Origin of the sequence: Pedobacter sp. Hv1 (genome assembly GCF_001412215.1) — a bacterium.
In the GTDB taxonomy this organism is placed as follows: Bacteria; Bacteroidota; Bacteroidia; order Sphingobacteriales; family Sphingobacteriaceae; genus Pedobacter.
In genome coordinates this window covers 193,230-207,078 of record NZ_LLWP01000009.1, presented here as the reverse complement: position 1 = coordinate 207,078, position 13,849 = coordinate 193,230, and the positions used below count along the sequence as shown (strand labels likewise).

Here is a 13,849-nt window from a genome sequence, read left to right as displayed (position 1 = left end):
TCCCTGTCAATTTTTGGTGTAATTTAGATTTAAGCTTTTCAGCACTACTGATTTAAGCCCGAAAGTCATACTTTTACCTGAAATTACTCTGCTTTGGAAGACCAATCTGCTCTACCCGAAAAAAAAGACCCTTTTGCCGCACTGCGCTACCGTGAATTTCGCTCTTATGTTGGGATGCGTTTTTTCTTTACGTTTGCCTATCAGATGCAGGCCGTAATTATCGGCTTTCACATTTACCACCTTACCAATGATCCTTTAGCCCTTGCATTTATTGGGCTTAGTGAGGCTATTCCAGCCATCAGTATCGCTTTATACGGAGGCTATGTGGCAGATAAAACAGAAAAAAGAGGGTTATTGTTAAAGATATTCTCTGGTGTTTTTCTCTGCTCTATCATTATGCTTATTGTGACCAGCAAACAGATGCACAGGTATGTACCCACAAGTTCTATTGTACCCATTATGTATGGTATGATATTTTGCATTGGGTTAGCTAGAGGTTTTTTCGGACCAGCTACATTTTCTTTAATGGCCCAGATCTTACCAAAAGAATTGTACCCCAATGCCAGTACCTGGAGTAGCTCCAGTTGGCAAATGGCCTCAATTGCCGGGCCAGCAATTGGTGGTTTAATTTATGGTTTCTATGGCATTACCACTACTTACATTGTCATCATCTCTTTTATCTTTCTGGCTTTAGTGTGTATTTTCTTTCTGAAAAAACACCCGCCTACATTTATTCCAAAAGAAAGTATTGCAGAAAGCTTAAAAGAGGGTATCAATTTTGTATTTAAGAGTAAAATGATGTTGGGAGCAATGAGCTTGGATCTGTTCTCTGTATTTTTTGGTGGGGCAGTTGCTTTACTTCCTGTATTTGCCAATGATATCTTAAAAGTAGGCTCAGAAGGTTTGGGCTTTATGCGGGCTGCTGCTTCTTTGGGCGCAGTTTTAACCATGCTGATGATGACCAGATTTTCGCCAATGGGTAGGCCTTGGCGTAACCTACTGATAGCGGTTACAGGATTTGCCATTAGCATTATTTGTTATGGCTTGTCTAAAAGTTTCTATTTAACCCTATTCTTCTTGTTCTGCGAAGGCGCTTTTGATAGTGTAAGCGTAATTATCCGTTCTACCATTATGCAATTGCTTACACCAGACCAGATGCGTGGTCGTGTTTCGGCAGTAAATAGCATGTTTATTGGTTCGTCTAATGAAATAGGAGCCTTTGAGTCGGGTTTAACGGCTAAATTAATGCGTACGGTACCCGCAGTAGTTTTTGGAGGTAGCATGACCTTGGGCATTGCCGCCATTACTTATTTCAAAACCAAAAGCTTATTGCCTTTAACACTCAACGACATTAAACCAGCTGATAAAATAGAAGACCAGATCTAGGTCTCTAAGAATAAAATAGTCAAACTGAAACCATCTAAGACACCTAAGAACAGCTAAGTCTAATTAAAACTCAGGTGAACTAAGCTGTCTTAGATGGTAAAAATTCATTCTGCTGGTTGGGATATGATATCCCGACCAACACTATTAATTATCGAGTCTTTCGCCAACCTGTTGTCTCCACATGGCAAAGTATAAACCTTTCTCGGCCAATAGATCTGCGTGTTTACCTTGCTCAATAATATGTCCCTTTTCTAAAACATAAATCCGATCTGCATGGCGAATAGTTGATAAACGGTGTGCAATTAAGATGGTAACATGACTGGTTAAAACGGAAACATCACGAATGGTTGCTGTAATTTCTTCTTCAGTTAACGAGTCTAATGAAGAAGTAGCCTCATCAAACACCAAAATATCAGGGTTACGCAATAATGCCCTAGCAATGGATAAACGTTGTTTTTCGCCACCAGAAACTTTTACTCCACCTTCGCCAATTACGGTATCTAATCCTTTATCGGCTCTAGCCATCAAATTCTGGCAGGCAGCCTGTTGTAATACCCGCATACAATCTTCGTCGCTTGCACCTGGTTTTACAAACTGTAGATTTTCTCTAATGGTACCTGAAAACAGTTGCGTATCTTGAGTTACAAAGCCTATTTTCTCTCTTAACTGATCGAGGTCAATTTCGGTTCCAGAGGTTTGGTTATAAAAAACCTCTCCTTCAATGGGTTGGTATAGGCCTACCAACAATTTAACTAGTGTAGTTTTACCAGAGCCTGATGGCCCAACAAAAGCAATGGTTTCGCCATTATTTACTGCAAAGCTAATCCCATTTAAGGCATTGGTTTTACCAGATAAATGTTTGAAACTTACATTGGCAAAGGCTAGGCTATTCACCTTTTCTAAAGTAACAGGGTTGGCTGGTTTTCTATCAACAGGTGTACTTAAGATCTTTTTAAAATTACCCAAAGAAACCTCTGCTTCTCTCCAAGCTAAAATCACATTACCAAGCTCTTGTAATGGTCCGAAAAGGAAAAATGAATAAAATAAGAATGAAAAATACTGGCCTGGAGTGATTGCTTTATCAAAAATTAACATCAGCAATACCACCACCATTGTACTTCGAACCAAGTTAACAGTTGTACCCTGTACAAAGCTCATACTTCTTACATATTTTACTTTTCTAAGTTCCAGGCCTAATATTTTATAGGTCGTTTTATTTAAACGTTCTATCTCTTGACTAGCTAAACCTAAACTTTTTACCAACTCGATATTACGCAATGATTCTGTGGTAGAACCTGCCAAAGCTGTTGTTTCTGCTACAATAGAACGTTGGATGGTTTTAATTTTACGACTTAAAAACCAACTTAAAAAACTGATGATAGGAATAGAAGCCGCATAAATTAGTGATACTTTATAACTTACGCTTAGTGAATAAACGATTACAAAAATCAGTCCGATCAAACTCACAAAAAGAATACTAATGAAAGAAGTAATAAACTTCTCACTATCTAATCTTACTTTCTGTAAAACCCCCAATGTTTCTCCGCTACGTTGGTCTTCGAAAACTTGATAAGGTAGTTCTAAAGAGTGCTTTAAGCCATCTGCATACATTTTTGCACCAACCTTTTGCACAATAATGTTGGTAAAATAATCCTGAAAGTTCTTGGCAATTCTAGACACCATAGCCGCACAAATGGCTAAACCAACTAAGCCTAAAATACCCCAGATATACTCTGATCTACTTAATTCGTTATGTCTGTTGATATATCTGTCTAAGATTCTACCTGTAAAATAAGGATCCATTAAAGAGAACCCGATATTAAAGGCAGCCAGTACTAATGCTAAAACTACAACCCACTTGTGGGCCTTTAAATATTGGAGCAGTAAATTCATCTTTTTGATTGTTTGGGTTGCAAAAATAAACAAAGGGAATGAAGCTCAGCTACATTCCCTTTTAAATTACATTTAGACTATACAGAGATTAGATCGTCATGATATCTTTTTCTTTCACTTCTGCATGTTTATCTACTTTAACGATATAAGCATCAGTAATTTTCTGAACCTCGCCTTCGCCTGTCTTGATTTCATCGTCAGAAACACTTTCTCCTTTTAATCGTTGTATTTTACTATTGGCATCTTTACGGATATTACGCACGGTAATACGGCCTCTTTCTGCCTCTTCTTTAACTTTTTTAACCAGTTCTTTACGACGTTCTTCTGTTAAAGGTGGTACAACTAAACGGATAATTACACCATCATTTTGTGGGTTGATCCCAATATTGGCTTCCATTATGGCACGTTCTATTGGCACTAATAATGATTTTTCCCAAGGTTGGATAATTAAGGTCCTTGCATCGGGTGTATTGATACTACCCACTTGTGCCAAAGGCGTTGGTGTTCCATAGTAGTCTACCATAATGCCATCAAGCATTCCTGCTGATGCTTTACCCGCACGTATTTTAGTTAATTCAGCTTCACAATGGGCAATTGCTTTTTCCATTGTTGCCTGTGCATCTTCTAATTGTTTCTTTATGAGGTCGTTCATAATGTGTTATGTTTATACAAAAATATAAAAAATGGTCAAAATTTAGCCCTGAACTAAGGTACCAATTTCTTCGCCATTTGCAATTTTCATAAAGTTACCCGTTTTATTCATGTCGAATACGATAATTGGAACCTGATTTTCTTCACATAAGGTGAAGGCTGTCATGTCCATTACGTTTAAACCTTTGGCATAAACCTCTTTGAAAGAAATTTCGGTATATTTTGTGGCTGTTGGATCTTTTTCTGGATCGGCAGTATAAATACCATCAACCCTTGTTCCTTTTAACACTGCATCTGCATTGATTTCTATTGCTCTTAATGCAGCAGCAGAGTCTGTAGTGAAGTATGGGTTTCCTGTTCCGGCACCAAAAATAACTACACGTCCTTTTTCTAAGTGACGAACAGCTCTTCTTCGTACAAATGGCTCACAGATTTGCTCCATTTTAATGGCTGATAATAAACGGGTTTTTAAACCTACTTTCTCTAGTGCATCTTGCAATGCCATACTATTGATTACAGTAGCTAGCATCCCCATATAATCTGCTTGGGCCCTATCCATTCCTGATTTCTCCGCACTCAAACCTCTAAAAATATTCCCTCCACCAATAACGATGGCGATTTCTAGTCCTTTAGCATGAACTGCCTTAATGTCTTCCGCATACTGCCTAACACGCTCATTGTCAATGCCATATTGCATTTCACCCATTAACGACTCGCCACTCAACTTTAGTAAAATCCGTTTATACTTCATGACCCCAAAAATATTAACAATTTTTTACTTAGCCGCTATGGTTTTAAATAAATGGTACAAATATCTATGATTTAATGATGGTGATGATAAAAAAACTTGGCTACGCAAAAGGCGGCACTTATTGGTGCCGCCTTTAAATAAGGTAAAAACTCTAGTTTACTGGGCTTTTGCCAACCATAGTGATGCATTTAAATGCAGTGCTGGATGTGAAGTATATCCAGATGGTACATCTCCAGACCAACCATTGAATAAATTATCATTGGGATCACCAGTACCATCATCAGAAGGAGAACTATCACCCACAAATGCTATTCTTCCCGTTCCATAAGTAGCAATTAGGGCCATCACACCAGTATTCCCTCCTAAAGTAGAACTATTGCGCCAAAATAAGCCTTGAACTGTTGAGTTTTGCGATGGGAACAAAGTGGCTGTTGTTCCATTGTAAAAGGCCAACTTGCTTGCAGTACCAGCAGCGCCATTTAAAACAATTTGTGCATTTGTACTTGTTCCAGTATAAACTTTTGTACTTGGTTTTTCACTGATATCAATGTAATCTACATTAAAACCGAAAGGCTTATTGTTGTTGATGCCATTGTTGCTCATCAGGTCATTCCATACTCTTGGCGAATCGTAACCATCGCCGTCTCTATCTGATGGATTGTAACCATTACTATCTGTTCCTGCAGTACTTGCTGCTGTATGATCTGCGACCATCATTAAACCACCACCATTGGCTACAAAATTCATAATAGCAGTTTTTTCAGCTGCTGTAAACAATTTGTTGGGTTCTATCACCACGTATACATCATAATTGCTGAGGTCTTGTGGGTTTGATGAATTGCCATAGGTAATTGCTGTTCCAACAGGTAGTGTTTCTACCAGTTCACCACGTTTAACCAGCTCAACAGCCCAAGCAGACATCGCTCCTTTCCAATAACTCTCAGACGTTGAAGCAGTTATTCCAGTATATGAAGGTGTCGGAAATCTTTGCGCTTTTAATTCAACAGTAGTTCCTCCAAGATAACTTGGTACATTTTCAGTTCCATCTGCATCAATCAGCCAATCTGCACTCCCTGCATTTTCCAATTTGGTAGCATCGAACAAAAATTTCTTCCCAGTTAATACTGTTCCAGGGTTCGTTCCTCCACCATTGTCATTGATGGTAATGTCATCGATATTGATTCGATTTGATCCGCCCGTTAATTTTCTGATTTCTAAACGTACATTTCCTGATACGTTTAATGTAAATGTACTGGTCAGTAAAGATGCTGTACTTGAAATATTTGCCCCTGTCTGTGTCCAAGAAGTACCTGCATTGGTTGAGTACCATAAACCCCACTCACATGCAGTATCTGAACCAAAGGTTGCCGATTTGATGGTAACCGTGCTAATCCCTGTCGAAACATCATGTAACATGGTTATTTTACCAGTATTTCGCATTCTTGCAGACCATTGTCCACTTTTTTTATCCGTTGCAAGATTACCGATCAAAGCATCGTATAAATTCCACGATTTTCCGTTCAATGTAACATTGTCTCCTGAACTTGAGCCAGCTGGCGCAACATCATAACTTGCTTTAGGGCTAGAGGCACCTACCTCAAAATCTTCTACAGTTTGAATACTGGTCAGTGCATTTGGCTGTGCTGCCAATGCCAAAGATTTTCCCGAATTTACACCAAGCTCGTTGCTGATCGCCTCTGTTTTTTTACAGCTATTCAGTCCGATTATTGAACTGAATAACAAAGTGGCCACATAGATTAATTTGAATTGTTTTTTCATAGGTTTTTGATTTAGTTTTTAAATAACTTAACTAACCTAAACCTAAGAAACACTCGTTAACTCTTTATTTCCAAGCAATTAAATTTTATCAACTCCCAAAATTGGCACCACTTATTTAAAAGCAGAAAAGGCAGTATTGAATTATTCAACACTGCCTTTAAATTAACATGAAGTACTGTTATTGGTTAAATCGGTACCTCAATCCCAATTGGATTCTCCAACGGGCCGTTTCATCTATACTATTCGAAAACGAGTTGACCAATGGTGTTGCATTATTCGCATTTAAATAAGGGAAAGAAAAAGTAGGTTTTCCACTAATTGCATCAATACCTTTAAAGTTTAACAAACCGTTGGCACGATTGGCAAACTTTGGTACTCCCCATGTTTTATTGATCATGTTTCCAAGATTGAACACATCAAATGTTAACTGCAATGAATGTTTTTTATTTGAAATTTTGGTAAATAGATCTTGGGCAATACGGATATCCATTACCCCAACCACGTTTCCAACAAGCCCGTTTCTTTCTGCGTACTTACCTCTTCTTTTATTCAAATAGCTGTCTTGGTTAATATAAGAATCGAGTTGCGACCAAATTTGGGCTTTTGTACGGGTATCTCCTGTGTTTTCACTTACCAGTTCAATTTCTGATTGATTGGCAGGCACATAAATCAGGTCATTGCCACTTAATCCATCATTGTTTAGATCACTTCCGTAAGTATAAGAGTATCTAAAGCCATCCTGTAGCTGATAAAACATGGAAATTGTAGTAGCTAGGTGATTGATATATTCCTTTTTATATACCATTGATGCAATGAAACGGTTTTTAACCATGTAGCTAGAATAGCTTAAAGCATCGGTATTCGGACTACCTGAAACCTGACGATCTCTCCACATCGATTGTGCGATGGAACCTCCATCATTCACTGACCTCGAATCGGTATAAGTATAACCCATTGTTGCAAAAAAACCACCTGCAAACTCTTTTGATAAAGTTCCAGTTAAAGCCAAACTATGACCTTTATTGGTATTGGTCATTACAATTGCATCAGAAATATTTGGATTTTCTGGCGTTGGTGTTGCCGCACCATAAATTCTTGAACTTGTGTATCGAGGGCGATTATCAGCACCCACCAATGGGGTAGAAGCCGAAGTGTTCAAGTTTGCATTTCTAAAGTAAACTGAATTGATATCTTTTGAATACAAGGCCTCCAATGTTCCTGTTACTCCACCTGGCAACTTTTGGTCAATAGCCAAATTTGAACGCCATACCTGCATAAATTTAAAGTTACTTTCTGTTACCGCTAGGTTATATGTGGTATTATTTTGCGCTGTAGCTTTATTTACGTTTCTGTAGGCATCAACATTTGGATCAAATGGCCTGTTTGTAGGGTTAACGATTCTTTCTGATCCAAACTGTACTCCATTGTTACTTGCTTGATTTGAGATCCAAACCAACGGAGGTCTACCAGCAAATAAACCAGTACCACCTCGTACTTGGGTTTTACCTTCTTTATTTACATTCCAATTGAAACCTAATCTTGGAGACCATAAAATAGATGATTTTGGATATCTGCTTACATCAATCTTCTCGCCGTTCTCGAAAGTCAGCTTTTCTACATTTGGATTTTTAAACACATCTGGAGATGAGATATCTGTTAAATCAGCTCTTAAACCTGCTGTTAATTTAAAACTATCACTAATGGTAAATGCATCTTGCACATATAAACCGTACATGTTCGATTGGATTCTTGCGTAAGGGAAAGACCCATCTGGTGTTACTGCATATTGGATCTGATAGAGCGACGGATTGGCTTTGTTCATGAAATCGGCCAAGCTGTTAAAGGTGTAGGCTCCGTAATAGTTTGGCGCAAAACCATTTAATGTTCTATAACCTTCATAGTTTGCACCAATGGTAAGCTCGTGCTTACCCGCATAGATATTGAAATTATTGGTGATTTGATACACCTTTGTTTTTAAGGTATTAAATGCAGTAAAAGGTTCAAATCCGAAGGCAGTAAGTGAACTTCCATCAGGATTCATGATATCCACCAAAGGAAAAGGTTTGTTTCCTTTTGATTCCCTAAAATCGTTCATGGCATTATAGCCCAATGTTAACTGGTTTGAAAATTTATTGTTGAAACGGGTTCTAAATTCAAGGTTAACATTATCCATATTGTTGTTGATGCCATAACCTGCAGATTGAAATGGCAGACCCAGTTGAGAAGGTTGACGATTTGCTTTTGGCGCACCGCTATTGCTTGGCAGGATATCTTTAAACGATCTGAAATAAAAATATTTTAAACTTAGCGTATTCTTATCATCGATATTATAATCTAGTTTTGCCGATAATTTATCACTTCGTGTGGTTAGCGCATAGTTTTCGTAAGGACCCGCCTCATATCCCAGTGTCTGTAAAAAAGAACTCAATTTATCCAAGTCTTCACCTTTGGCCTGAGAAACGTTTGGACCTGTACTGCCATTTCTAGAAGCTACAAAACTTGTTCCTGGATCTGATCTTCTTTCAAGCTCACCACTTGCAAAAAAGAATAATTTATTCTTGATAATCGGACCTCCAAAGGTGAAACCATATCCCTTTAAATTGAAATTATTAACTGGTGCTTTTAGACCTGCAAAATTGTAATCACTTACCAGATCCTGGTTTCTATAATAAGTATTCAAAGATCCTTGAAATTCATTTGTTCCACTTCTGGTAACCGCATTTATAGCCGCTCCAGTAAACCCACTCTGACGAATGTCATACGGTGCTATATTTACCGATATTTCCTCAAAAGCATCCATATTGATCGGTTGCGAACCTGTTTGGCTACCAATTGTACCTTGTAGCCCGAATGCATTGTTAAACAAAGCACCATCAACAGTAAAGTTATTTCCCAAATTACTTCTACCAGCAATACTTGGACTACCAAATTGCAAAGAGAATTGTGGGGTTAGTTTTACAAAATCGGTAAAACTTCTGTTCAATGTAGGCAAATTTTGAATGGCCGTTCTCGAAATATTTTGAGACGCACCAGTTCTACCAGAGTTAAAAACCTTATTTTGTTTAGTAGAAACCACAATTTCGGAAAGTGTGTTTTTGCTTTCACTGATAGAAACGTTTAGTGTATAGTTCTGCCCTAAAGCTAATTTCTCTACACGTTCTGTTTGGTTTTCATATCCTATAAAAGATACTGTAATTAAATAAGGACCACCGATACGCATGCTAGGCAAATTATACCTTCCGTCTGCCCTTGTTGACGTTGCATAGCGAGACCCTGATGGTTCGTGGATAGCTACTACCGTTGCCCCTGCTAATGGGCCTTTGGCATCGACTATCAATCCATTAATGGCAGAGGTAGTCTCATTTTGTGCCAAGGCATCTTTTTTGGCAAGAACCAGAAAAGATACAGTTAATAATAAAAGTAAAAATTTCTTCATAGTTTTTTTTGGTAAAAATACTATGACAAAACATGTTGGATGTTAGTTTAAGATTAATTTATCATGAACAACTTTCCTTGTTCTGGAAAAATCAGATTCAATTGGAGCTTGTTTTCTTTTTGCAGCTCTTGCTTAACTTCTGCATAATGGGGTGGTTTTATATGCGTTACAATTATTGACAGTTTTCCAAATGCCTCTGCATTTGTTAACTGTTGAAGCTTGCCCAATTCTTTATAAAAAAGCTTTGGGGTCAGGTGTCCAAAAAGTTGATTTTCTGGTTGTGAATTAGGGAATGATACTTCTAAAAAAATCGCTTTTAACTGCCCTGAGCTAATTAGTGGTGCTACCCTGCGCCATAGTTTCATCAGTTGGTCTGTTTTTTCTATTTCATCAGCCCCAGTATCACCTAGGTAAAGCAGATAATTGTTATTTGCTCCAATCAAAAATGCAGTACTTTGTGTAGGATTAACATGGCTTAATGGGTAAGCTTGCACCGTCATTTCGGTAGCTGTTAATTGCTCCTCCGTCCCCTCAACTAAGGGTTTATAGGTATATTTTTTTAATTGGGGCATTTCTCCCTCATTGCCAAAATTTGCCCAAGTATCCCACGAAAAATATTTATCTCTCATAATTCCCAATACTTTGGGCATTGCATAGATATATTTATTGGTATCTGCAGGCGAGTTAATAATCAGGCCTGCCACATGATCTAAATGTGCATGAGAGATTAAATATCCTTTAATATTTTTCCGCAAAAAATCTTCTACAACTCCCTTTAATGTTCCAAGGTCAATTGCTTTCTGAATGCCTGCATTTAGGGTTCCCGCATCCAAACTGATATAGTTGTTGCTATTAGATGGGGCAACCAGGTAAGCAGATAAGTTGCTTTCATCATTTCCTCCCTTAATGCCTAATGGAATTACCTTAAATGCATTTTGTGTCCACCCATTTAAATAAGCAAACAGCAAAAAGACTAAGAAAAGGCTTGGTTTTATGTTCATAATGAAATTAAAAGTATGCACAAATGTAGCAAATTCCAATGTCTGGTATTGATATGGTCAGATTAAGTTTTTGTAAATATGGCAGGGAAACCGTTCTTAAAACTAATAGTTATAAAGTTAGAAGGTACAGTATGTGAATTTAAGATAAATATTTTTGAAGAGCAGGTTCAGTACTCATCACTCCCACCAGCCCTGCTAAACGCTTTACTCCGCTCTTCTGGTACTCTGCTCCTCGCTCTCGCTTCGTGTTCGCTAATATCAGGTCTATTTAACAAAAAATCTGCTTTCTATTAGCCATAGATGAACATACTATAGGAAAAACACTTGTGGTTAGATCATACTTATTGTCTGCGCTTTTCCTTCTGTTTTAATGGCTTTTGTTTGATAGCCCCGATTGCAGCGCAAAGCCCGGAATGTAGCGCAGCGAAATGAGGACTTGTAGCCTAAAGCCTGCCTGCGGTAGGCAGGCGGGAACGGCGTTGTGAATAGCACTGAAATTGCGCTTCTAATCATTTAAAAGCAATTTCCTTACATTAGATGGAGATGCTTTGACCTCTAAAAATTACTTCTTTGAGATTGAGTTCTTTATCCAAAACCAATAGATCAGCCTGACAGCCAGCTGCAATTTTTCCGATTAGCTGATCTTTCTTCATTAATTTCGCTGGATACAGTGAACTCATTTTCAATGCATCGTTCAAATCAATACCACAATGGTTTACACAATTTTTAACGGCCTGTAACATGGTTAAAGACGAACCAGACAAGGTTCCATCGGGCATCACGAATTTATCACCAGTTAAATGATGTTGGTAAGGTCCGCTTGCACATGCTGTTACGGCATCTGTAATCAAAAACAGTCTTTCTTTTAACAGTTTTTGGCTCATTTTTACCACTTCAAAACTTACATGTTGGTTATCTACAATGATACTAGCCATTGCTTTGTTATGATTGAATACAGCTGTTGGAATACCCGGTTCACGATGATGAATTGGCGACATGGCATTGAAAAGATGGGTAGTGCTTTGTATGCCTTTATCATACGCAACCGTTGCCTCGTCAAAACTGGCATCACTGTGCCCTAACGATACAATTACACCATTATCCAATAAGTATTGGATTACCTCATCGTCTTGTAATTCAGGAGCTATGGTCATCATTTTAATTACGCCATCCCCAAAATCAAGTAAAGCCTTTACCTCATCTAAACTTGCTTTACGGATAAACGCTTCAACATGTGCACCCCTTCTTTTGGCATTGAGAAATGGGCCTTCCAAATGTAAACCTAAACAGTTCTTTGCTATTTTTTGGTGTTCTTTTGCAGCAACGATACAGGCATTAAAAACCTCAGGGGTATTTGTGGCCATACAGGCGAGAAAGCTAGTTGTACCTTTTTTTAACAGGTCATCTTCAATAATGGTTAAGGCTTCTACAGTTGGTTCTGCCGAAAACAATTTGCCTCCTGCACCATAAATCTGTAAATCTATAAAACCGGGTATCACCAAGTTATCGTTTTCGACACCAGCTATTGAATTTTCAATTTTTGAGATGTTTCCTCCCTCAATTTTAATATTTTGGTTCTTTACTAGTGTATCATCTTGAAAATAAGAACAATTGGAAAGTGCTGCTAACGACATATTTGATATAAATTTAATTTGACCTCGCTCAAAGTTAAATATAGTAAAGCATATATTTGGATAGAGATTACTTAACCAATTAACAAAAATGGATCAGAACCAAAGCCAACAACAACGAAGAAATTTTTTGAAGGCAAGTTTAACATTGGGTGCAGCAGCACTGATTACGCCTAGCCAGGCTGTGGCCAATTTACCTGCACAAGCTGATGAATTTGCTATTGCAGTTGGACCTTATCTACAAACCAATTTTGGTAACGAAATGACCATTTTATGGCTTACCAACAAAGCGGCAACAGGTTGGGTAGCATTTGGAGAAAACGCCAATCAACTAGATCAAAAAGCCTATGGCAAAACCGAGCTGGGTTTAAAAGCTGCCAATACCAAACTCAATGCAGTTACACTTCAAAATTTAAGTCCTGGAAAAACTTATTATTACCGTGTCTATTCTAAAGAGATCAAAGATTTTCAACCTTACAAGTTAACTTATGGGAATACCGTTAATACGGAGACTGAAAGTTTTGTCAATTCAGATATCACTAAACCAGAAGTATCTTTTTTAATGTTAAATGATATCCATGATCGACCACAATCCATCCCTTTGTTAATTGGACTCGACAAAGAAAAAAACAATGATTTTGTGTTCTTCAATGGTGATATTTTCGACTATCAGACCGATGAGCAACAAATTATCGATCATATGTTAAAACCTTGTGTAGACTCATTTGCGAAAAAAACACCCTTTATCTATGTAAGAGGCAACCACGAAACCCGTGGCAAATTTGCCAGAGAATTTCCTCAATATTTTAAACATGTAGGTCATGCCTCTTTTAGTCTGGGCCCGGTTCGTTTTGTGATACTAGATACGGGAGAAGACAAAGAAGATGCCCATCCTGTTTATGCCGGCATTGTTGATTTTGACCAATACCGAATAGAGCAGGCGGCATGGTTAAAGGAGGAGATCAATTCTAAAGCATTTAAAAAGGCTCCTTTTAGAATCGTGATGATGCATATTCCACCTCGTTTCTCTGGCGATGCGCATGGACCAAAACATTGTACAGAATTATTTGACCCTTTACTAAACCAAGGGAAAGTAGACTTGGTTTTAAGTGGGCATACCCACAAATATATCATCCACCAACCCAATAAGGCTGCAAATACCTATCCTTTGGTTATTGGTGGAGGACCTAAGGATGGTAACAGAACATTAACTAAAATTACTGCTACTGCTAAAGAAATAAAAGTGACAATGCTGGATGACTCTGGAAAAGAAGTAGGCAATTATACTGCAAAAAAACGTGCATAAAAAAAGGCCAGTTCA

The 13,849-nt window shown here is 38.0% G+C and carries 9 protein-coding genes; 2 read left to right on the top strand and 7 right to left on the bottom strand.

The features are described 5' to 3' along the window. The first annotated feature begins 93 nt into the window (after nucleotides 1–93). Complete coding sequence (locus AQF98_RS17085) at nucleotides 94–1,386, top strand: MFS transporter (protein ID WP_055133181.1); 1,293 nt, start codon at nucleotides 94–96, stop codon at nucleotides 1,384–1,386. 144 nt (nucleotides 1,387–1,530) lie between these two features. Here the strand turns inward: AQF98_RS17085 and AQF98_RS17080 are convergent, their stop codons facing one another. From AQF98_RS17080 to nagA, 7 genes are all read right to left on the bottom strand, one after another. Then, the gene (locus tag AQF98_RS17080) at nucleotides 1,531–3,279 is read right to left on the bottom strand and encodes an ABC transporter ATP-binding protein (RefSeq protein ID WP_055133180.1); all 1,749 of its coding nucleotides are present in this window, start codon (nucleotides 3,277–3,279) and stop codon (nucleotides 1,531–1,533) included. An 88-nt stretch (nucleotides 3,280–3,367) separates the two neighbouring features. Beyond that, a complete protein-coding gene (gene frr, locus AQF98_RS17075) occupies nucleotides 3,368–3,931 on the bottom strand; it encodes a ribosome recycling factor (RefSeq protein WP_055133179.1) in 564 nt (187 codons plus the stop codon). A 42-nt stretch (nucleotides 3,932–3,973) separates the two neighbouring features. Continuing rightward, entirely contained in the window at nucleotides 3,974–4,681 is a 708-nt protein-coding gene (pyrH, locus tag AQF98_RS17070) for a UMP kinase (protein ID WP_055133178.1), read from the bottom strand. A gap of 156 nt (nucleotides 4,682–4,837) precedes the next feature. Further along, nucleotides 4,838–6,460, bottom strand: coding sequence for a hypothetical protein (locus AQF98_RS17065; protein WP_055133177.1), 1,623 nt, complete (start codon nucleotides 6,458–6,460; stop codon nucleotides 4,838–4,840). Nucleotides 6,461–6,638: 178 nt separating this feature from the next. After that, nucleotides 6,639–9,896, bottom strand: coding sequence for a TonB-dependent receptor domain-containing protein (locus AQF98_RS17060; RefSeq protein WP_055133176.1), 3,258 nt, complete (start codon nucleotides 9,894–9,896; stop codon nucleotides 6,639–6,641). A 53-nt stretch (nucleotides 9,897–9,949) separates the two neighbouring features. Then, nucleotides 9,950–10,897, bottom strand: a complete 948-nt coding sequence (locus tag AQF98_RS17055) for an MBL fold metallo-hydrolase (RefSeq protein WP_055133175.1) — start codon at nucleotides 10,895–10,897, stop codon at nucleotides 9,950–9,952. 533 nt (nucleotides 10,898–11,430) lie between these two features. Next, nucleotides 11,431–12,531, bottom strand: coding sequence for an N-acetylglucosamine-6-phosphate deacetylase (gene nagA / locus AQF98_RS17045; RefSeq protein WP_055133173.1), 1,101 nt, complete (start codon nucleotides 12,529–12,531; stop codon nucleotides 11,431–11,433). Nucleotides 12,532–12,619: 88 nt separating this feature from the next. On the opposite strand from nagA, the gene AQF98_RS17040 reads away from it, so the two are divergent. Beyond that, entirely contained in the window at nucleotides 12,620–13,834 is a 1,215-nt protein-coding gene (locus AQF98_RS17040; RefSeq protein ID WP_055133172.1) for an FN3 domain-containing metallophosphoesterase family protein, read from the top strand. Nucleotides 13,835–13,849 lie beyond the last annotated feature (15 nt).